Here is a 22,035-nt window from a genome sequence, read left to right as displayed (position 1 = left end):
ATATCGTTCACCGCGCTGGTCAATTTCATAATTGCCGACCGTGCGGAACGTGGACCAGAATGACCCATAACCATAACGACGAGACACCATGCGCGCGCTTCCCGTAAAGCTGCTGCCGCTGCCCGGGCCCATGAAGCTGGCGGCACTGCCCGTGCCCGCCGCGGCCGCGTGCGCGCGGCCGTTTGCATTCTCGATCGCGCTCCTGTTCGCATTCTCGCCCGCATTCTCGCTTGCAGTCTCCCTTGCAGTCCTGTTCATGCAGCCTGCCGCAGCCGCAGCCCCGCCCACCATTACCCTGTCGAACGGCCAGGCCGCTGCCGGCTGGCGTGTTCTTGCGGCCGATCCTGAAAACGTTGTCACGCTGTCCGGCGCTGCAGTGACCGTGCCTCCGGGCGCGAAGCAGCCCGACGCCGTCGTGCGGGCGGCGGTGCACCAGGTCGAGGGCCGCCGCGCCGTCACGCTGGTCTGGCAGAAGTCCTGGTACGCCGCGCTGCGCTTCGAAGCGGCCGCACCGCAGGACCTGCGTCACTACCTCGCACGCGGCGTCGTGACGTTCGACTTGAACGTGCTGGAACTGGCCGGCGGCGGCATCGACTTCAAGCTGGATTGCGGCGCGGACTGCGAACGCAAGGTGCCTTACGTGCTGCCGGCCCGCGCCGCCGCCGGCAAGGGCTGGCGCACCGTATCGATCGCGCTGCAATGCTTCCACCGCGACGGCGACCCTTTTGAAGCGGTCGTGAAACCGTTTTCAGTGGAGGGCACGGGGGCTGGCGACGTGGCCATCGCCAATGTGCGCATCGCAGCGCAGGGCACGCCGAACACGCCGTGCGCCGACTACCGCACGCGCGCCGTCACGCCCGAGCCGCTGCAGCAGGCGTGGGCGCTGGACTGGTGGCTGCCGCGGCACGAACAGCGCATCCGGGAAAATGCCGAACGCCGCGCCGCCGGCACGGTGCCGCAACTGGTCTTCCTGGGCGATTCGATCACCGAAGGCTGGGCAAGGGCCGGCGCGCAGGAATGGTCGCGGCGCTATGCGCGCTACCACCCCGTCAACCTGGGTTTCGGCGGCGACCGCACCGAAAACATCCTGTGGCGCCTGCAGCACGGCGAGGTCGACGGCCTCGATCCGCGGGTCGTCGTGCTGATGGCCGGCACTAACAATACGGGCAGCCGGCAGGACGATCCGGACCATACGGCCGCCGGCGTGCGCCGCATCGTGGACGAACTGCTGGAACGCCTGCCGCGTACGAAGGTGCTGCTGGTGGGCGTGTTCCCGCGCGATGGCGTGGCCAGCCTGTCGCGCCGCCTGAACACGGCCGTCAATGAACGCATCGCCCGCCTTGCCGACGGGCGCCGCGTGTTCTACGCCGATTTCAGCGCCGCCTTTCTCGACGCGGACGGCGTGCTGTCGCCCGACATCATGCCGGACCTGCTGCATCCCAACGAGCGGGGTTACGCGATATGGGGCGCGGCGATGGACCCGGTGCTGCAGCCGCTGCTGACCGGCTATGCATGGGACAGCGTGGCGATCGGCGGCGGCGGCTTCGTGTCCGCCGTGATCCCCAGCCCGGCGCAGCGCGGCGTCGTGTATGCGCGCACCGATGTCGGCGGCGCCTACCGCCGCGAGGGCGACCGCTGGGTGCCGCTGCTGGACTGCCTGGACGAGGACCACACGGGCCTGCTGGGCGTGGAAGCGCTGGCCACCGATCCGCGCGATGCGGGCAAGGTCTACCTGCTGGCCGGCACCGCCTACCTGAACGGCGGCCGCAGCGCCGTGCTGCGTTCGCGCGATTACGGCAGGACGTTCGCCGTGACGGACGTGACGCCGCAGTTCACCGCGCACGGCAACGGCATGGGCCGTGGCAACGGCGAGCGCCTGGCCGTCGACCCGGGCGATGGCGACGTGCTGTATGCCGGCACCCGCGCACATGGCCTGTTCCGCAGCAGGGATGCCGGCGCGACCTGGCAGCGCCTCGACGGGCTGGACGTGACGGCCACGCCGAACGGCGCCGGCATCGCCTTCGTGCTGCCCGATCCGGCCAGCGTCTCAAACGGTGCGGCGCGGCGCCTGTTCGTCGGCATCTCGCGGCCGGGGCCGAATCTGTACCGCAGCGACGATGGCGGCGCGACATTCGCTCCCGTCGCCGGCACCCCACCCTGCCTGCTGCCGCAACGAGGCGCGTTCGATGGTGCCGGCAACCTGTACGTCACGTTCGCGAACGGCGCCGGACCGCATCCGCGGGGCGACGAACCCATGGACCGGGGCGCCGTGTGGAAGTACGCCATCGCTGCGGGCGAAGGGCAGGATGTCACGCCCGGCACGCGCGCGGCCTACAGCGGCATCAGCGTCGCACGCGATAACCCGCGGCGCGTGCTGGTCTCCACCATCAGCCTGTATGCGCAGCAGGGCGATGCGAAGGGCGACCGGCTGCTCATCTCCGACGATGGCGGCGCGCACTGGACCGACCTGGTGGCGCGCGGCTTCGTGAAGGACGATGCGGGCGTGCCGTGGCTGAAGGGCCACGCGATCCACTGGGCCAGCACGTTCGCGATCGATCCTTTCGACGCGCACGCGGCGTGGGTCACCTCCGGCAATGGCGTTTTTCATACGGCGAACCTCGACGCGGTGCCGGTCACCTGGCGCTTCGACGTGAAGGGGCTGGAGGAGACGGTGCCTTTGGGCCTCGTCAGCCGCGCCGGCGCACCGCCCGTCAGCAGCATCGGCGACTACGACGGCTTCCGCCACGCCGATCCCGCGCAGTATGGCCTCATCCACCAGCCGCAGATGGGCACCACGTTCGGCCTGGCCTTCGCCGGCACGCAGCCGCAGATACTGGCGCGCGCCGGCAAGGCGGTGCAGGTGTCGCGCGATGGCGGAGAACACTGGCGCGCCGGCCGCGCCATGCACGGCAGGAACGGCCAGGTGGCCCTGTCCGCCGACGGCAGGGTGCTGCTGCACAGTCCCGACAAATCCGCCGTCACGTATCGCTCGATCGACGATGGCGACACATGGAGCGCCGCCGCCGGCATCGACGGTGCCCGGCCCGTGGCCGATCCGGTGGACGCCACCCGCTTCTATGCCTACCGCGATGGCGCCTTTCTCGTCAGCTCGGATGGCGGCCGGTCCTTCGTTCCCCGCGCACAGCTGCCGCCTGGCGGATCGGATCTCGTGCGTCCCGTGCCGGGCGCCGGCGGCGATGTGTGGGTGGCCCTGAAGGACGGCGGACTGACGCGCACGCGCGATGCCGGCGTCACCTTCAGCCGGATCGATGGCGTGACCTACGCCGGTGCCGTCGGCTTCGGCAAGGCCGCGCCCGGCAGCGACTTCCCGGCCCTGTACCTCTGGGGCACGGTGGACGGCCTGCGCGGCGTCTGGCGTTCGCTCGATGCGGGAAACCACTGGCTGCGCGTGAACGACGACGCGCACCAGTACGGCGGCCCCGGCGACGGCCGCTTCGTCGTCGGCGACATGAATGTGTTCGGGCGCGTCTACATGAGTACCGCGGGGCGCGGGATCGTGTATGGCGAAGTGCGGCGGGAGGAGCGCGGCAGGGATTGACAGCAGGGATTGACAGCAGGTGCAGTACGGCGGTCCGGCATCGAACTGCGGCACAAGCAGGATGCGGACCGTCGCGGCGGTATAACCCAACCAGGAGACGGCAATGCAACAGTTCAGACTCACAGCGATGGCGCTGGCAGTGGCGCAGGTGGCGCTTCTGACGGCAGGGGCGGCACGGGCCCAGACGGCGAACGATGGCCCCACGGCCACGGTGGTCGTCACCGGCCAGCGGAGCTCCATCGAGAACGCCCAGAAGATCAAGCAGAACTCGGACGAGATCGTCGATTCGATCGTCGCCGAGGATATCGGCAAGCTGCCCGACCGCTCGGTGACGGAGGTGCTGCAGCGGGTGGTCGGCGTGACGATCGACCGCACCATGTCGCGCGCCGATCCCGAGCACTATTCCGTGGAGGGCTCCGGCGTGTCGATCCGCGGGCTGTCCTACGTGCGCTCGGAACTGAACGGGCGCGATTCCTTCTCCGCCAACGGCGGCCGCTCGCTCAACTTCGAGGACGTGCCGCCGGAACTGATGGCCGGCCTGGACGTCTACAAGAACCCCTCCGCCGAGCAGATCGAAGGCGCCATCGGCGGCCTGGTGAACCTGCGCACGGCGCTGCCGTTCGACTTCAAGGGCCCCAAGGTGTCGCTGTCGGCATCGTCCACGTACTCGGAACTGAAGAAGGGCAAGTGGTCGCCGTCCGGTTCCTTCCTGCTGTCGAACCGCTGGAAAACGGGCATCGGCGAGATCGGCGCGCTGCTCGATTATGCGTATTCGGAAAGCGGCACGCGCACCGATGCGCTGCAGGTGGAGCCCTACTACCCCCGCAACGATGTTGTCAACGGTCAGACGGTATGGGTGCCGAAGGGCGCGCAGTGGCGGACGCTGAACTTCAACCGCAAGCGCCAGGGCCTGTACGGCGCGCTGCAATGGAAGGCCAATGCCGACCTGCGTTCGCACATCACGTTCTTCAAGTCGAAGTACGAGATGCAGTGGGACGAGCAGGCGCTGTTCGCCGCCTCCAGCCCCTACAACATCCAGGTGGCCAACGGCACCTTCAGCCCGAACGGCACGCTGCTGACCGGCACGCTGTCCGACCCGATGGATTCCGGCATCTCGTTCGGCGACGACACGCGCATCGCCAAGCGCAAGTCCGACACGACGGACATCTCGTGGAACGTCACCTGGCGCGCCAGCGACCAGTGGGAGTTCACCGGCGACCTGCAGCGCATCAAGGCCAAGACGGACGGCTTCGATTCCACGGTGGCCACCGGCACGCTGCTGCCCGAGCAGCAGATCGACCTGCGCGGCAGCCTGCCGAACCTGATCTTCAACGATGCGCAGCGCGCCTACCTGGCCAACCCGCAGAACTACTTCTGGGCCTTCACGCAGGAGCACTTCGACCGCAGTACGTCCGAATCCAAGGCGCTCAAGCTCGACGCCAAGTACACCTTCGAACATCCGGTGCTGCGCGACCTGCGCTTCGGCGTGCGCTTCACGAAGCGCGATGCCGTGACCGAGCTGTCGAACCCGGACTACAACTGGTCGCCGATCTCGCAGACCTGGCAGCTGGGCGGTACGATCGACCAGCTGGCCTTCCTGGCCGACCCGCGCTTTTCCGGTGCCACGCACATCACCCCGTTCAATAATTTCTTCAACGGCAAAGTGAACGTGCCGGCACTGGTGTTCCCGGACGTGTCGTGGGCCACCGGCTATCCGGACTCGTACGCGGCCCTGCACAAGTTCTTCGACATCCTGTGCACCGAGCGCGCGGTGCGCCTGGGCCAGGCGCCCAACTGCGCACCGTGGACGGCAGCCGCGTTCGGCGGCAACCCGGCCGGCATGAACGAGCAGTCGGAAAAGACCAAAGCCGCCTTCACGCAGCTGCGCTTCGGCTGGGACAACCTGAAGTACCCGGTGGACGGCAACGTGGGCGTGCGCTACGTGCGCACCGAGATGGATGCGCATGGCTACACCGTCTACACCAACAACAATCCGACCATCCCCGCCGGCTTCACGCAGACCGGCCCGGCGATCCCGAACATCCCGGCGTTCGCCGCGGACCAGAACTACCGCAACGCCTACCGCAACGTGCTGCCCAGCCTGAACCTGCGGCTGAAGGCGCGCGACGACCTGCAGTTCCGCTTTGCCGCCTCGAAGGCCGTGTCGCGGCCGGACTTCTCGCAGCTGCAGGGCTATGCGACGCTGAACCAGAACGTGGACTTCACCAGCTTCCCGCTGACGCAGACGGCCGTGGTGCGCAGCGTGACGCAGACCGGCGAAGCGAAAGGCAATCCGATGCTGCGGCCGATCTCCGCCACCCAGGTGGACCTGACGGCCGAGTGGTACTTCGGCCGCGCCAGTTCGCTGACGGTGGCACTGTTCAACAAGCGGCTGAAGGACGTCATCGTCAACCAGTCCTATATCTACCCGCTGCCGGACGTGAACGGCAAGCTGTACAACTTCGTTGCCACGGGACCCGTGAACGGCGCGCGCGGCCGCGCCAGCGGCGTGGAGATCGCCTATCAGCAGTATTTCGACAAGCTGCCGGGTGCCTGGGCCGGCCTGGGCGTGCAGGCCAACTACACCTTCGTCGACAGCAGCCAGCACCTGTACGACGACCGCTACACGGTGTACTGCAGCGGCGGCGACACGAAGGCCAATATCAACCTGAACCAGAACGGCTGCGACACGGACGGCAAGACCTTCGGCAACCTGCCGCTGCAATACCTGTCCCGCAATGCCTACAACCTGGCGCTGCTCTACGACCACGGGCCATGGTCCTCGCGGCTGGCGTGGAGCTGGCGCTCGAAGAACCTGCAGGGCGTGAACGTGAACGGCACGCGCGGCGGCGACGGCCGCGACACCAATCCGGCCAGCCCGACGGTCGGCCAGAACGTGGTGGCCTGGGCCCTGCCGACCTGGGCGGACGACTATGGCCAGCTCGATGCCTCGCTGTCGTACCAGATCAACGAGCGCACTTCGCTGGGCATCGAGGCGCAGAACCTGACGGACTCGAAATACAAGCAGCTGATGCAGCAAGGGATCGGCATGATGGGCCGCGCCTGGTTCGTGTCCGGCCCGCGCTACACTGCCCAGCTGCGGTATTCATTCTAATTTGATCCCCGATCCGAACGGAGCCCATGAAAATCAAGACCATATCGAGACCATCCGCACTGGCCGTCCTGCTGGCCAGCCTGTTTGCCTTCGGCGCCCACGCCGCCGACCTGCCGCGCCTCGTCACGAAGGAAGGCCGCCATGCGCTGATGGTGGACGGCGCGCCCTACCTGATCCTGGGCGGCCAGGCCCACAACTCCAGCAACTACCCGAACGCGCTGCCGAAGGTGTGGGCCGCGATCAATGATGCGCAGGCCAACACGCTGGAGATTCCCGTCGCCTGGGAACAGATCGAAGCGACCGAAGGCAAGTTCGATTTCAGCTACGTCGACACGCTGGTGACCCAGGCGCGCGAGAAGAACGTGCGGCTGGTGCTGCTGTGGTTCGGCACCTGGAAGAACACGGGTCCGGGTTACCTGCCGGCCTGGGTGAAGTTCGACAACAGGCGCTTTCCGCGCATGGTGGACAAGGCCGGCAAGGACAGCTACTGCCATTCGCCGTTCGGTACCGAGACCCTGAAGGCCGACCGCAAGGCCTTCGTGGCGCTGATGGAGCACCTCAAGAAGCTCGACGGCGAGCAGCACACGGTGATCATGGTCCAGGTGGAGAATGAAGTGGGCACCTACGGCCTGGTGCGCGACTACGGCCCGGCGGCGCAGAAGGCGTTCAATGGGCCGGTGCCCGCGGCCGTGCTGGCGAAGCAGAAAGCGCCGGTGTCCGGAAAGTCGTCCGGCACCTGGCAGGCGGTCTACGGCGACTACGCAGAGCAGTACTTCCACACCTGGGCCATCGCGCACTACATCGAGGAGATCGCCAAGGCAGGGCGCGCCGTGTACGACCTGCCGATGTTCGTGAATAACGCGGTCCGCAATGCCGTGGAGCCGCTGGCGCCATGGAAGGGCAACTTCGCCAGCGGTGGTCCCACCTACGACGTGATCGGCATCTGGAAGGCGGCCGCGCCCCATATCGACGTGGCCGCGCCGGACATCTACGACCACGAATCGAACAAGATCTTCGCCACGCTGGACAAGTTCCGGCGGCCCGACAACGCGCTGTTCGTGCCGGAGATCGGCAATTCGGCCGACCTGGCGCGCGTGGCGTGGCCCGTGTTCGGCAAAGGCGGCATCGGCTTCGCACCGTTCGGCATCGATTACTTCGAATTCAGCAACTATCCGCTGGGTGCCAAGGCGACGGACCGCACGATGGTCGAGCCGTTCGCGCAGATCTTCGGCACCTTCCGCCCGATGATGCGCGAATGGGCACAGTGGGCCTTCGAAGGCCGCACGCAGGGCGTGGCGGAGTCCGACGAACGCACGCCGCAGACCATCACGCTGAAGAACTGGACGGCCACCGTGTCGTACCGCCAGCGCCAGTTCGGCGACCAGGCCGCGAAGGATCCGATGGAGGGCACGGACAAGCCGAACGGCGGGCTGGCGGTGGCGCAGACGGGCGACAACGAATTCGTCGTCGTCGGCCAGCGCGCCCGCATCAAGTTCGAGCCGAGCGGCCGCCATGCCGGCAAGCCTGCGCTGTATGCCCGCGTGGAAGAAGGGCGCTACGACGGCAAGGGCAACTGGGTGCTGGAACGCGTGTGGAATGGCGACCAGACCGACTATGGCCTCAACTTCGGCACCACGCCGACGGTACTCAAAGTGAAGATCGGAACCTATCAATGAAGATGACAGCAATCTCCGTCGCCTGCCTGCTGCTGGCCGGCGCGGCCTCGGCCGGCACGTTCCAGCAGACGACATCGGGCATCACGGTCGCTCCCGACAGCGGCGCCGCGAAGGAAGTGCGGCTGGAAGTCATGGCCGACCATATCCTCCACGTGGTGAAAGTCGACCAGGCCGGCAAGGCGCTGACGCCATCGCTGATGACGATCGCCAAGCCATGTGCCTGCCAGTTCGCCGTGAAGCGCAGCGGTGACACGGTGGCCTTGAGCACGAAGCTGGTGACGGCCACCGTGTCGCTGAAGGACGGCCGCGTGCAGTTCGCCGACCAGGGCGGCGCCGTGTTCCTGAAGCAGGATGCGGAGGACCTCCGGCCCGTCACGGTGGGCGGCAAGCCCTTCCTGGCCGTGAAGCAGGGCTTCAACTTCGGCACCCGGGACGCGTTCTACGGCACGGGCCAGCACCAGAACGGCCAGCTGAACCTGAACGGCGAAGACGTGCAGCTGCTGCAGCACAATATGGATGTCGCCGTGCCTTTCCTCGTCTCCGACAAGAACTACGGCGTCCTGTGGGACAACAACGGCATCACGCGCTTCGGCGATGCGCGCCCGTACGGTCCGATCGGCCGCGACCTGCAACTGACCGACGCCGATGGCAAGGCGGGCGCGCTGACGGCCCGCTACTACGTGGGCGGCAAGCTGGTGCTCACGCGCCGCGAAGAGAACATCAATTACCAGTACCTGAAGGACGTGGCCGAGTTCTGGCCGAAGGAGCTGAAACCCCTGAAGGAGCTCAAGGACGTGCGCGTCGTCTGGGAAGGCAAGCTGGCGAGCGGCAAGCCAGGCGTGCACAAGATGCAGCTGTACGCCGGCGACTACGCGAAATTGACGGTCGGCGGCAAGCAGGTGATGGACGTGTGGCGCCAGGGCTGGAACCCGTGGTACCACAACTTCGAGGTGACCTTCGTGCCCGGTAAACCCGTCGACTTCAAGCTGGAATGGAAGCCCGAAGGCGGCATGATCCACGTGACGCACAACGATCCGCTGCCGGCGCCGGAGCGGCACTCGCTGCAGTTCTCGTCCGAGGTGGCCGAGGCGCTGAACTACTACGTGGTGCGCGGCACCAGCATCGACCATGTGATCGGCGGCTACCGCACGCTGACCGGTATCCAGCCCTTGATGCCGAAATGGGCCTACGGCTTCTGGCAGTCGCGCCAGCGCTACGAGACGCAGGAGCAGCTGCTCGACACGGTGCGCACCTACCGCAAGGAAGGCTGGCCGCTCGATAACATCGTGCAGGACTGGTTCTACTGGCCGGAAAACGCCTGGGGTTCGCACGACTGGGATCCGAAGCGCTTCCCCGACCCGAAGGGCATGGTCGACGAGGTGCACCGCCTGCACGCGAAGATCATGCTGTCCGTCTGGGGCAAGTTCTACGACACCACGGCGAACTACAAGGAGCTGGCGGCGAAGGGCCATATGTGGACGAAGAACGTCGAGGATGGCGCGCTGGACTGGGTCGGCCCCGGCTACAAGAACAGCCATTATTCGCCGTACGCGCAGGAAGCCCGCGACATCTACTACCGCCAGATGAAGACGAAGCTGGTGGACCTGGGCTTCGACTCCTGGTGGATGGACAACAGCGAGCCGGACGTGCTGTCGAACTCGCGGCTGGAAGACTTCAAGAAGCTGATCGGCCCCACGCCATACGGTGCCGGCGAAGTGACGTTCAACGCCTACAGCCTGCCGCACACGTCGGCCCTGTACGACGGCCTGAAACGGGACCAGCCCAATAAACGGCAGTTCATCCTGTCCCGCTCCGGCTTCGCGGGCGTGCAGCGCAACTACGTGGCCGTGTGGAGCGGCGACACGGTGGGCCGCTGGAACAACCTGTACGACCAGATCTCGGCCGGCGTGAGCTTCGGCATGAGCGGCATCCCGAACTGGACGCACGATATCGGCGGCTATGCGCAGGAGACGCGCTTCCAGAGCGGCGACCTGGGCTCGGCGCAGGAGAACCGTGCCACGGGTAAAGCGAAAGGCACGCCGGAGGACCTGAAGGAGTGGCGCGAGCTGAACCTGCGCTGGTGGCAGTTCGGCGCGTTCACGCCGCTGTTCCGCTCGCATGGCGAAGTGGTCAAGCGAGAGATCCACAATATCGCGCCGGCCGGCTCGCCGATGCGCGACTCGATGGTGTGGTATTTAAAACTGCGCTACCGCCTGATGCCCTACATCTACGCGACCGCCTCCGACACCTATTTCAACTCCGGCACCATCATGCGCGGCCTGGTGATGGATTTTCCGCAGGATGAACAGTCGAAGGACGTGCGGGACGAGTACCTGTTCGGCCACGCCTTCCTGGTGGCGCCCGTGTACGCCTACGGTGCGCGCGAGCGTTCCGTCTACCTGCCGAAGGGCGCGCAGTGGTACGACTACCACACGGGCCAGCGCCACGAAGGCGGCCGTACCGTGACCGCACCGGCGCCTGAAACGCGCATGCCGCTGTTCGTCAAGGCCGGCTCGATCGTGCCGATGGGCCCCGTGACCCAGTACGTGGACGAGAAGCCCGATGCGCCGGTGACGCTGAAGGTCTACGCGGGCGCGGACGGCAAGTTCAGCCTGTACGAGGACGACGGCGTGTCGGAGAGCTACCAGCGCGGCGAATTCTCGCGCATTCCGCTGCAGTGGGACGACCGCACCCGCACGCTGACCGTGGGCGCGCGCACCGGCAGCTGGCCCGGCATGGTAGCGCGGCGCGTGTTCCGCATCCATGTCGTGAAACCCGGCACGTCCAGTGAGCAGACGCTGGATGCGGCCGACAAGGAGCTGACCTATGAAGGTAAAACCATGAGGGTGACGCTGTAATGATGAAGAAGATGGAGACAACAATGAAAACGAAGATGCCGGTCAAAAAAATGCTGGTGGCTGCAATGGCCTTGCTGCTCGCCGGTGGTGCCCACGCGGCGCCCGATCCGGATGCCCGCGCCCAGTCCACCGTGGCGCAGATGACGCAGGATGAAAAGCTGCGCCTGGTGTTCGGCTACTTCGGTGCCGAGATCCATGGCGTGAAGCCGCCCGCGGAAGCGATTCCCTACACGGCCGGCTTCATCCACGGCATCCCGCGCCTGAACGTGCCGCCGCAATGGCAGACCGATGCCGGCATTGGCGTGGCCACGCAGCCCTCGCCGCAGCCGCGCGAACGCACCGCGCTGCCGTCCGGGCTCGCCAGCGCCGCGACGTGGAATCAGAAGCTCGCCTACGACGGCGGCGCGATGATCGGCCGCGAAGCACGGCTGTCCGGCCACAACGTGATGCTGGGCGGTGCCGTGAACCTGATGCGCGAGCCGCGCAACGGCCGCAACTTCGAATACGGCGGCGAGGATCCGCTGCTGGCCGGGATCTCGACGGGCGAACATATCCGCGGCGTGCAGTCGAACCAGATCGTGGCCACCGTCAAGCACTACGCCTTCAACGACCAGGAAACCAACCGCAACACGATCGACGTGAAGATCGGCGAAGCGGCCGGCCGCATGTCCGACCTGCTGGCGCTGCAGATCGCCATCGAGCGGGGCGATCCCGGTTCCGTGATGTGCTCGTACAACCGCGTCAACGGCGTGTATGCCTGCGAGAGCGACTGGCTGCTGAACCAGGTGCTGAAGAAGGACTGGGGCTACAAGGGCTTCGTGATGTCGGACTGGGGCGGCACGCATTCCACCACGCAGGCCGCCAACAACGGGCTGGACCAGCAGTCCGGCTGGCCGTTCGACAAGTCGCAGTATTTCGGCCCCGCGCTGAAGGAGGCCGTGAACAACGGCCACGTGCCGCCGGCGCGGCTGGACGACATGGCGCGCCGCATCCTGCGCGCGATGTATGCGAACGGCCTGATGGATGCGCCGCAGCCGAAGGTGGAGCCGGAGAAAATCGACTTCGCCGCGCACGCGCTGATCAGCCGTTCCATCGCGGAGGAGGGCATCGTACTGCTGAAGAACGGGGGCGACCTGCTGCCGCTGGCCGCCGGCGTGAAGACGATCGCCGTCATCGGCGGCCATGCGGACGTGGGCGTGCTCTCCGGCGGTGGCGCGGCACAGGTGCATCCGGCGGGCGGCAATGCCGTCAAGGGCCTGGGACCGAAGAGCTTCCCGGGGCCGATCGTCTACCTGCCGTCGTCGCCGCTGAAGGCGCTGCAGGCCAGGATGGGCAGCGCCAGAATCGTCTGGCACGACGGGAAGGATGCCGCCGCGGCGGCCCGGGTTGCGAAGGGCGCGGACGTGGCCATCGTGTTCGCCACGCAGTGGACGGCCGAGAGCATCGATGCGCCCTCGCTGTCCCTGCCGGACAACCAGGATGCGCTGATCGCCTCGGTGGCCGGTGCCAACAAGCGCACGGTCGTCGTGCTGGAGACGGGCGGCCCGGTGACGATGCCGTGGCTCGGCAAGGTGGGCGCGGTACTGGCGGCCTGGTATCCGGGCACGGCGGGCGGCGAGGCCATCGCGCGCGTGCTGACGGGCGAAGTCAATCCGTCCGGCCGCCTGCCCGCCACGTTCCCCGTCTCGGAAGCCCAGCTGCCGCGGCCGAAGATCGACGGCAATCCGGCGGTCAACGACGGCCACCCCACCACCGACTATGATATCGAGGGCGCGGCCGTCGGCTACAAGTGGTTCGAAAAGACGGGCAGGAAGCCGCTGTTCGCGTTCGGTCACGGCCTGTCGTACACCACCTACTCGTACGGCGACCTGCAGGCGCGGCGCGATGGCGACAAGGTGATCGTCGAGTTCACCGTCTCCAACACGGGCAAGCGCACCGGCGCCGCCGTGCCGCAGGTGTATGTCGGTCCGAAGGCGGGCGGCTGGGAAGCCCCGCGCCGCCTGGCCGGCTGGGACAAGGTGACCCTGCAGCCGGGCGAGCGCAAGGCCGTCAGCGTGACGGTCGATCCGCGTCTGCTGGCGATGTACGACGTCGCCACGCACGCGTGGCAGCGCGCGCCGGGCGAGTACGTGTTTTCGCTGGGCGGGGCGTCGGATGCGATCGCGGCGAAAACCACGCTGGCGCTGCCGAAGTAAGCTCCCGCCACCATCATCGGCTCCGCGGGAGCGCCCGCAGCAACCTTTGCTGCTGCCACTTTCGCGGGTCTGAACCCAGTCGTTTGCGAATGCATCGAGAGCACTTGCACACACCTGGGATCAGGCTGCGGTGGCAACAGCCGCGCGCGTGCCGGGAATATCGGGGTGGTCCCTGTTTTTTTGGCTTTTTCTAAACCGCTCTAAACGCTTCTACTTCCTGATATTTCGCTGGAGTTCCTGCTAAGCGGCGGTACTGGCGTTCGCAGGGCAGGGCATCGGCATTTCGTAACGATTCCCAGGAAATAGAGGCGTTTAGAAGCAGGGAGAAGTATTTGGAAAAAGCCGATTTTCGCGGCACATACCGTATGCATACCCCCGCCAGCGCGATGGAGCGCGGCGCGAACCCGGCGCGGCGTTGACAAAGCCGTCACGCTCCATTAGCTTCGCCCGATAACAAAACAAATCAAAACAAATGGAGACTCGATGAAAGCTGTATTCAGGCTGGGTGCCGCCGCGGCGCTGGCCATCGTGACGCTGGACTGTTCCGCCGCCCAGTTCAACATCCTGGTGTTCTCGAAAACCGCCGGCTGGCACCACGAATCGATCCACGAAGGCGTGACGGCGCTGCGCGAGCTGGCGCAGCAGCACGACTTCAACGTGTTCTGGACCGAGGATGCCGGCCGCATCTTCAAGGACCAGGAGCTGGCGAAGTACCAGGCCGTCGTCTTCCTGTCCACCACCGGCGACATCCTGACCGACGAGCAGCGCCGTACCTTCGAACGCTACATCCGCAAGGGCGGCGGCTATGTCGGTGTGCATGCCGCATCGGACACCGAATATGGCTGGCCGTGGTACCGCCAGCTGGTCGGCCGCATGTTCACCACCCATCCGCCCGTGCAGACGGCCATGCTGAAGGTGGCAGACCGCGCCTTCCCCGGCATGGAACGCTTCGCCGACCGTTCGCTCGTGACCGAGGAGTGGTATGAGTTCGGCAAGGAGGAAACCGCCGGCCTACACTATCTGCTCACCGTGGACGAATCCACGTACGCGCCGAAGCCGAACGGCGGCATGGGCAGTTTCCATCCCGTGAGCTGGTACCACCCCTTCGATGGCGGCCGGTCGTTCTACACCGCGCTGGGCCACCTGCCGGGTACGTACGCCGATCCGGTATTCCGGCATCACCTGTACGGCGGCATCTACTGGGCAGCCACGGGCAACGGCATTGCCGGCAGCCCGGCGAAGTAGGCGCGCTGACAATCAACTTGGTGAGCAGAAGCGCCCCGGCGGCGATGGACTGCGGCCACCGCGCTACACTCGCGCGAGCCACCAACCGACCGGCCACCCTCCGGTCGCAACCAACGCCAGGAGCTCCATGCGCGCCTTCCCCGTCACCGCGGTCATCATCGCCGCCATGCTGCTGCCGTTCGCGGCCAGCCACGCCCAACCGGCCGCCGCCCCTTTCCAGGTCAATATCGACGTCGATGCCGGCAAACCCGTCGGACCTTTGAAACCGATCTGGCGCTTCTTCGGTGCGGACGAACCGAACTACGCGACGATGAAGGATGGCCGCAAGCTGCTGCAGCACCTGGGTGAACTGCGGCCCGGCGACGTTTACTTCCGCGCACACAACCTGCTCAATACGGGCGACGGCACCGGCGCGTTCAAGTGGGGCAGCACCAATGCGTACACCGAGGACAAGAACGGCAAGCCGGTCTACGACTGGACCGTGACCGACGCGATCATCGACAGCTACCTGCAGCGCGGCGTGCGCCCCTACCTGCAGATCGGCTTCATGCCGGAAGCGCTGTCCAGCGCGAAGCCCGGCACGCCGTACCAGCACACCTGGCGCCCCGGTTTCTCGTACAACCTGATCGAGGGCGGCTGGAACGCGCCGCCGAAGGATTACGCGAAGTGGGGCGAGCTGGCGTACCAGTGGACGAAGCATAACGTCGAGCGCTACGGCCGCGACGAAGTGAGGACCTGGTACTTCGAAGTGTGGAACGAGCCGAACGGCCCATCGTACTGGACCGGCACGCAGGCGGAGTTCAACAAGCTGCACGACTACGCGATTGCCGGCGTGCGGCGCGCGCTGCCCGAGGCGCGCGTTGGCGGGCCGGATGTCGCGGGCGCTGGCGGCAAGTTCATGGATGCCTTCCTCGACCACGTCGCCAACGGCACGAATTACGCGACCGGCGAAACGGGCACGCCGACCGACTTCCTCGCGTTCCATGCGAAGGGCAACCCCAGCTTCGTCGATGGCCACGTGCGCATGGGGATCGCCACGCAGCTGCAAGGTGTCGATGCGGGTTTCCGCAAGATCGCCGCCGTGCCGAAGCTGAAGGACAAGCCGATCGTCATCGGCGAGAACGATCCGGAAGGCTGCGCGGCCTGTCCCGGTCCGCAGAACGCCTACCGCAACGGCACCATGTACTCGAGCTACACGGCGGCCAGCTACAAGCGCATCTGGCAGCTGGCCGACCGCAACCAGGTCAACCTGGATGGCGCGCTGACCTGGGCCTTCACGTTCGAGGACCAGCCGTGGTTCGCCGGCTACCGCCAGCTGGCCACCAACGGCATCGACCTGCCGGTGCTGAACGTGTTCCGCATGTTTTCCAAGCTGGGCGCCACGCAGCTCACTGCATCCAGCGATGGCGAAGTGCCACTCGACGATATCGTCAAGGGTGGTGTGCGCAACCGGGCCGATGTGGGCGTGCTGGCCTCGCGCGCCAGCGACGGCAAGGTCGCCGTCCTCGTGTGGCACTACCACGATGACGACGTGGCCGGCCCGGAGGCCGCCGTGACGCTGAACCTGCGCGGCCTCGGCAAGGCGGGCAAGGTCACGCAGTGGCGCGTCGATGAAGCCCATGCCAACGCCTTCGCTGCGTGGAAGGCCATGGGCTCCCCGCAGTCGCCGAACGAAAAGCAGTACGCCCGGATGGAGGCCGCATCGGTGATGAAGCCCGTCGCGCTGCCGGCACTGGCGACACGCGGCGGCAGCGGCAGGATCACCTTTGCCTTGCCGCGGCAGGGTGTGACGCTGCTCCTGGTGGAGTGATCAGGTCACGTCGTTAACTGATAGCGGGCGAACTCACCGTTCTTCAGCGCATAGCGGAAGAATTCCTCGCGCGACAGGTCGGTCAGGATCGCGCGGATGACTTTCGCAACGAAGCCGTGCGCCACCAGTACCACGGTCTGGCCCTGGAAATCGCGGCGCAGTCGGTCCAGGCCAGCCGTCACGCGGTCGAACACCGCCTGGATGCTTTCGCCACCGGTTGGCGCGGCATGCCACTGGCGTGTGATGTCCTGCGCCCATAGCGCAGGGTACGCCGCCTGCGCTTCTTCGCGCGTCAGGCCTTCGTAGACGCCGACATTGCGCTCGGCGAATGCATCGATCACCGACGCTTCCAGCCGCCACGCCGTCGCCAGGATGGCCGCAGTCTGCCGGGCCCGCAGCCGGGGAGAGCAGGTCAGCGCGGTGGGACGCCCGCCCAGCGCGGCCGGCAGCGCGTGCGCTAGGGCCGCCGCCTGTTCGATGCCGACCGCGTCGAGCGGTGGATCGAGCGCACCCAGGTAGCGGTCTTCGATGTTGAACGCGGTGCGGCCATGGCGCACGACGACGAGAGAAATGCTCATCTGCTTCAGTCGCGCTGGACGATGTGCTGAACGCCAGCGAGCGGTTGGCACAGCGCCTGGCAAAGCGTCAAGGGCCGCAGACCGGCATCTGCCAGTGCCGACTTGTGCACCCACTTGAATTCCAGCCGGTGCCGACCTTCGACACCCGGGTGGGAACGCGTTTTGTCCAGCAGCGGCGAGCCGGCCGGCAGCGTGGCACGGAAATACAGGCCAATCTCGTGACAGGGCTTGTCATCCACGTTGAAGAAATTCTCGACGACGAAGAGCAGCGCGCCGCATTGCACCGTTACGCCCAGCTCCTCGCCAAATTCCCGCACCACCGTCTGCTGGCCGGACTCGCCCGGATCGACGCGGCCACCGGGCAAGGCCCAGACGTCATGGCCTTCCATGCGATGGATCAGAATGAAGTCGTCAGCGGCGATGACCGCCGCAGCGCGAAGCTGGAAGCGATGGCCGGCGAGGTCTACCGAGATCATGTGCTTGAAAAGGTCAAAGGTTGTCTGGCCAGGGGCGGCGCCGAAAACAGTTTATTCAGTTTCCCCGCGGGTGTGTGGCTCGGCCGTCACAAAGCTGTAATTTCCCGCATCGTTTTGTAATGATTTGCAAGGCGTGCCACGGGCCTGCGCCGCGGGGCGCGCCTGCAAATGCCGGGCTCTGTAAAGAAGTGTAAGCGCCAATGCGGCCTTTGAACAGGCATTATCAACAAAATCATATACTTATGAATTGCCGGGTGCGGGCTGGCGGTGCCGTCGCCCCGTTGCTAGGATGGGTCATCGAACAACGGGGACCCTCATGCAACAGCACTTCATCCGCCGCACCGCGCCGCACCCGCCCACCCCAGTGACCCTGCGGAGCGCCGCAGCATGGAAATGAGCGCAGACATGAGTAAGGGCGTGAACAAGGGCGCGAGCAAGGTCGAGCCAGTCGACCGTGCTGCCGACTCGACGCGCGAGGTGGTGGTCGGCATGCTTTTTGTAGGCCTGCTGTTCTTCATCCTTGGCTTCGTCACGTGGCTCAATGGCTCGCTGGTGCCGTTCCTGAAGATCGTCTGCGGCCTGAACAACTTCCAGGCCCTGTGGGTCACCTTCGCGTTCTACATCGCCTACACGGTGATGGCGCTGCCTTCGGCCGCGGTACTGAGCCGCATCGGCTACAAGCGCGGCATGACGCTGGGCCTGGGCATCATGGGCGCCGGCGCGCTGCTGTTCATCCCGGCCGCGCAGACCACGCACTACGAGCTGTTCCTGGCCGCGCTGTTCACGCTGGCCACCGGCATGACGCTGATGCAGACGGCGATCAATCCTTACATCGTCTGCATCGGCGCGCGCGAAAGCGCCGCCATGCGCATCAGTATCATGGGTCTGTTCAACAAGGGCGCCGGCGTGGTCGTGCCGCTGGTGTTCTCGTCGCTGATGCTGGCCGATATCGACAGCTTCTCGCACACGGCTCTGGCATCGCTGGAACCAGCCGCGCGTGAAGCCATGCGCGCCACGCTGGCGACGCGCCTGGTGTTCCCGTATGCCTGCATGGCCGGCGTGCTGTTCCTGATCATGGTGTTCATCCACTTCTCGAACCTGCGCGAGATCCCGGCCGAGACGGATGGTGTCGATGCGCAGGTGGAGCGCACCGGCGTGCTGCAGTTCCCGCAACTGGTGCTGGGCGCCATGGCGCTGTTCTGCTACGTCGGCGTGGAAGTCATCGCCGGCGACACCATCAGCCTGTATGGCCATGAACTGAATGTCGCCAGCTTCGGCGTGCTGACCTCGTACACGATGGTGTGCATGGTGATCGGCTACCTGGTCGGCGTGGTGGCGATTCCCCGCTACCTGTCGCAGCAGCGTGCGCTGGTGCTGTCCGCCGTCGTCGGCATCGTGTTCACGATCGGCGTGGCGACGGGTTCCACGCAATCGCATGGCATCTCGCAGGCGCTGCTGGGCTGGAGCGGCGTGCCGCTGGTGCCGGATACCGTCATGTGCCTGGCGCTGCTGGGCCTTGCCAACGCGATGGTGTGGCCGGCCATCTGGCCGCTGGCCCTGCAGGGACTGGGCCGCTACACGGCGAGCGGGTCCGCCGTGCTGGTGATGGCGATTGCCGGCGGCGCCGTGATGCCGCTGCTGTATGGCCGCCTGTCCGATCTCGCTACGCCGCGCGAAGCGTACTGGCTGATGCTGCCGTGCTACGCGCTGATCCTCTGGTACGCCGCGTCCGGTCACAAACTGCGCCGCTGGCGCCGCGCCACGCCCGCCTGATCCGCTTTCCCGATTTCCGTCGCAAGACTGTCTGCGCCCCGGCGCTGTGTGGTTCATCGTCTTTAACAAAAACAGGAGTCTCCAGATGTCCCGAACGAGCACCAGAAAAACCCTCATCAGCATGGCCGTCGCCGGGGCCTGCGGCGTTGCCGCATGGCCGGCACTGGCCCAGGAGGGTGCCACCGCACCCGCCGCGGCAGCGAACAGGAACGAAATTCCGGAAGTCGTGGTCACGGCCACGCGCCATTCCACCTCGCTGCTCAAGACTCCCGTGTCGATGACGGCCGTCACGCAGGACGAGCTGACCCGCAAGGGCATCACCGATATCCGCGGCCTGTCCGGTGAAGTGCCCAACCTGCAGCTGGGCAGCGCGACCGACGGCAGCTCCGGCGTGAAGATCTCGATGCGCGGCGTGAGCAGCAACGACTTCACCGAGATCGGCAACCCGGCCGTCAGCCTGCACGTGGACGGCATCTACACGCCGCGCCCGCAGTCGGCGCTGGCGCTGCTGTTCGACCTGGACCAGGTGGAAGTACTGCGCGGCCCGCAGGGCACGCTGTTCGGCCGTAACGCCACCGGCGGCAGCATCAACATCATCCCCGCGAAGCCCAAGTTCGGCTCGTCCGAGGGGATGGCCAATGTCGCCGTGGGCAACTACAACCTGCGCCAGGCCTCGGTCGCGCAGAACATCCCCGTCAGCGACAACTTCGCGATGCGCGTCACGGGCATGGCCGTCAAGCGCGACAGCTACCTGAACCAGTCGCAGGATTTCTATGCCGCGAACTTCCCCGAGTTCGGCATCACGCCGGCGCGCGACGCGGCCGGCAACGTCATCCCGGACGTGGACCAGCGCCACAACGTGCCCGTCGGCGCCGACAAGGCCTACGGCAACAAGAACGAATGGGCAGCGCGCCTGCAGGCCCGCTGGAAGATCGGCGACCGCCTGGAATGGCTGGGTGCCTACGAGCGCTACACCAACAACGGCGCCGGCGATATCGCCCTGAAGGACTGCGAGATGGCGGCCGGCACGGCCTACGCGTGCCAGGGCGACCAGTGGGACGTGAAGATCAACGTGCCCGGCGCGCTGCACTGGACCATCGACACCTACCGCAGCCGCTTCACGTGGTCGCCGACTTCGACCACCACGGTGGAGTGGAATTCGTCGTACGCGGTGCAGAAGCGCCGCCAGATCCGCGACGGCGATGCCGGCTACCAGCCGCTGGCGGCGGACGTGAACATCTACGGCGGCCTGCTGAACGACACCGCCACGTTCACCAACGGCTCGAAATTCCGCACCACCGTCAACGAGCTGCAGCTGCGCGGCGAAACGGGCAGCCTGCGCTACGTCACGGGCCTGTTCTGGATGCACGAGAAGAACGCCATCGAATTCGGCGAGGACGACATCTCCTCGATGGTGCAGCTGCCCGGCCAGCCGTACTACTACCTGTACGACCAGCAGGACCGCCAGTCCGACTCGAAGGCCGTCTTCGGCCAGGCCGACTGGGCGTTCGCGCCGAAATGGAACCTCACGGTGGGTGGCCGCATGACGCGCGACGAGCGCGAGGACAAGAACGGCAAGTTCTACGACTCCGGCACCTCCGGCGACCCGTACTCCTACTTCCAGGGCACGTTCAACCCGAACGCGGGCCGCTACTTCAACAGTTCGGACCTGCTGGTGGGGCAGGGCGCCTACTACGGCGTGGGCGGCTTGAACCCGGCCATCGTGCCGGACATCAGCAGCAACAAGGACTCCTGGAACAAGTTCACCTGGCGCCTCGGCCTGTCGTACCAGGCCACGCCGACGGACTTCCTGTTCACGTCCCTGTCCACCGGCTACAAGGCGGGCGGCTTCAGCGACAAGCAGAACATCTGCGCGCGCGGCCTGAACGGCAACTGCGCGGACATGACCCCGGGCCCGCACTACACGTTCCTGGCCTTCAAGCCGGAGACGCTGACCAACTTCGAGATCGGCTACAAGGGCCGCATGCTGGACAACCGACTGACCTTCTCGGCCACCGCCTTCCACAGCCGCTACAAGGACATGCAGATGACGGGTGCCGTCCAGGCGGGCAAGATCATCCCGCAGATCCCGTGCACCGCGGCCACGCCGGCATGCGATGCGGTGGTCCTGTACGGCACCACCAACGCGGCGGAAGCGAAGATCTCCGGCCTGGAACTGGAAGGCAAATACCGGCCATGGACGGGCGCCGAGGTCAACTTCTCGTACTCGCACCTGCGCGCGAAGGTGTCGTCGTACCCGGACTTCACGCAGACCTGGCGCGACGTGCCCTGCGGTCCATTCCGCGAAACGTACGGCGTGCCGGCCTGCGTGCGCTACAGCGGCACCGATCCTGCGCTGATCGGCAAGTTCCCCGTCAACGTGGTGGGCAACGACCTGCCGAACGCGCCGCGCAATTCGGCACGCATCGAGGCATCGCAGGAGTTCGCGCTGCCGGGCGACTACCTGCTCACGCCGCGCGTATCGGCCCGCTGGCAGGACAAGATGTACTTCAGCATCCAGAACCTGGACAATCCGCACGTGGGCAATATGCAGAACGCCTACGCCACGTACGACGCGTCGCTGCGCCTGACCGCGCCGTCCGGCAAATGGCATGCGGAGCTGTACGTGAACAACCTGAGCGACGTCTTTGCGAAGAACAATGCGCGCATCGTCGACCCGGGCTACGTGATCGGCCAGTACAACGACCCGCGCATGTTCGGCCTGCGGGTGGGCGCCGAGTGGTAAGCGT

The 22,035-nt window shown here is 66.4% G+C and carries 11 protein-coding genes; 9 read left to right on the top strand and 2 right to left on the bottom strand.

Annotated features, from left to right (window positions below; genetic code table 11):
• The first annotated feature begins 88 nt into the window (after nucleotides 1-88).
• The 7 genes from IP91_RS09485 to IP91_RS09455 all read left to right on the top strand — a co-directional run bounded on the left by IP91_RS09485 (nucleotide 89) and on the right by IP91_RS09455 (nucleotide 16,458).
• On the top strand, nucleotides 89-3,559 hold the full coding sequence (locus IP91_RS09485; RefSeq protein WP_229474186.1) for a GDSL-type esterase/lipase family protein: 3,471 nt from the start codon (nucleotides 89-91) through the stop codon (nucleotides 3,557-3,559).
• 103 nt (nucleotides 3,560-3,662) lie between these two features.
• Nucleotides 3,663-6,674, top strand: coding sequence for a TonB-dependent receptor (locus tag IP91_RS09480; protein ID WP_145648671.1), 3,012 nt, complete (start codon nucleotides 3,663-3,665; stop codon nucleotides 6,672-6,674).
• 26 nt (nucleotides 6,675-6,700) lie between these two features.
• Nucleotides 6,701-8,350, top strand: a complete 1,650-nt coding sequence (locus IP91_RS09475) for a GH35 family beta-galactosidase (protein ID WP_145648670.1) — start codon at nucleotides 6,701-6,703, stop codon at nucleotides 8,348-8,350.
• A complete protein-coding gene (locus IP91_RS09470; protein ID WP_145648669.1) occupies nucleotides 8,347-11,208 on the top strand; it encodes a glycoside hydrolase family 31 protein in 2,862 nt (953 codons plus the stop codon). The genes IP91_RS09475 and IP91_RS09470 overlap by 4 nt, the downstream gene beginning before the upstream one ends.
• Nucleotides 11,209-11,231: 23 nt before the next feature.
• Complete coding sequence (locus IP91_RS09465; RefSeq protein ID WP_229474183.1) at nucleotides 11,232-13,403, top strand: beta-glucosidase family protein; 2,172 nt, start codon at nucleotides 11,232-11,234, stop codon at nucleotides 13,401-13,403.
• 483 nt (nucleotides 13,404-13,886) lie between these two features.
• Entirely contained in the window at nucleotides 13,887-14,648 is a 762-nt protein-coding gene (locus IP91_RS09460) for a ThuA domain-containing protein (protein ID WP_145648668.1), read from the top strand.
• A gap of 127 nt (nucleotides 14,649-14,775) precedes the next feature.
• Nucleotides 14,776-16,458, top strand: coding sequence for a GH39 family glycosyl hydrolase (locus IP91_RS09455; RefSeq protein ID WP_145648667.1), 1,683 nt, complete (start codon nucleotides 14,776-14,778; stop codon nucleotides 16,456-16,458).
• 5 nt (nucleotides 16,459-16,463) lie between these two features.
• Here the strand turns inward: IP91_RS09455 and IP91_RS09450 are convergent, their stop codons facing one another.
• Both IP91_RS09450 and IP91_RS09445 read right to left on the bottom strand, forming a co-directional pair.
• Entirely contained in the window at nucleotides 16,464-17,036 is a 573-nt protein-coding gene (locus tag IP91_RS09450; RefSeq protein WP_145648666.1) for a histidine phosphatase family protein, read from the bottom strand.
• Between the two features lie 5 nt (nucleotides 17,037-17,041).
• Nucleotides 17,042-17,512: an NUDIX hydrolase gene (locus IP91_RS09445; RefSeq protein ID WP_145648665.1), complete on the bottom strand. Its 471-nt coding sequence runs from the start codon at nucleotides 17,510-17,512 to the stop codon at nucleotides 17,042-17,044.
• A gap of 405 nt (nucleotides 17,513-17,917) precedes the next feature.
• Here IP91_RS09445 and IP91_RS09440 point away from each other — a divergent pair, with 405 nt between their 5' ends.
• Nucleotides 17,918-19,285: a sugar MFS transporter gene (locus IP91_RS09440; protein ID WP_199754553.1), complete on the top strand. Its 1,368-nt coding sequence runs from the start codon at nucleotides 17,918-17,920 to the stop codon at nucleotides 19,283-19,285.
• 85 nt (nucleotides 19,286-19,370) lie between these two features.
• Complete coding sequence (locus tag IP91_RS09435; RefSeq protein ID WP_145648664.1) at nucleotides 19,371-22,031, top strand: TonB-dependent receptor; 2,661 nt, start codon at nucleotides 19,371-19,373, stop codon at nucleotides 22,029-22,031.
• The last annotated feature ends 4 nt before the right edge of the window (nucleotides 22,032-22,035 follow it).

Source organism: Pseudoduganella lurida (assembly GCF_007830455.1).
Classification (GTDB): domain Bacteria; phylum Pseudomonadota; class Gammaproteobacteria; order Burkholderiales; family Burkholderiaceae_D; genus Rugamonas; species Rugamonas lurida.
The sequence above is the reverse complement of the archived record's forward strand: the minus strand, read 5'-3'. Positions and strand labels throughout refer to the sequence as shown.

Coding starts and splice junctions, on each gene's coding strand:
- IP91_RS09485 (WP_229474186.1), top strand. CDS start 89: ATGCGCGCGCTTCCCGTAAAGCTGCTGCCGCTGCCCGGGCCCATGAAG.
- IP91_RS09480 (WP_145648671.1), top strand. CDS start 3,663: ATGCAACAGTTCAGACTCACAGCGATGGCGCTGGCAGTGGCGCAGGTG.
- IP91_RS09475 (WP_145648670.1), top strand. CDS start 6,701: ATGAAAATCAAGACCATATCGAGACCATCCGCACTGGCCGTCCTGCTG.
- IP91_RS09470 (WP_145648669.1), top strand. CDS start 8,347: ATGAAGATGACAGCAATCTCCGTCGCCTGCCTGCTGCTGGCCGGCGCG.
- IP91_RS09465 (WP_229474183.1), top strand. CDS start 11,232: ATGAAAACGAAGATGCCGGTCAAAAAAATGCTGGTGGCTGCAATGGCC.
- IP91_RS09460 (WP_145648668.1), top strand. CDS start 13,887: ATGAAAGCTGTATTCAGGCTGGGTGCCGCCGCGGCGCTGGCCATCGTG.
- IP91_RS09455 (WP_145648667.1), top strand. CDS start 14,776: ATGCGCGCCTTCCCCGTCACCGCGGTCATCATCGCCGCCATGCTGCTG.
- IP91_RS09450 (WP_145648666.1), bottom strand. CDS start 17,036: ATGAGCATTTCTCTCGTCGTCGTGCGCCATGGCCGCACCGCGTTCAAC.
- IP91_RS09445 (WP_145648665.1), bottom strand. CDS start 17,512: ATGATCTCGGTAGACCTCGCCGGCCATCGCTTCCAGCTTCGCGCTGCG.
- IP91_RS09440 (WP_199754553.1), top strand. CDS start 17,918: ATGAGTAAGGGCGTGAACAAGGGCGCGAGCAAGGTCGAGCCAGTCGAC.
- IP91_RS09435 (WP_145648664.1), top strand. CDS start 19,371: ATGTCCCGAACGAGCACCAGAAAAACCCTCATCAGCATGGCCGTCGCC.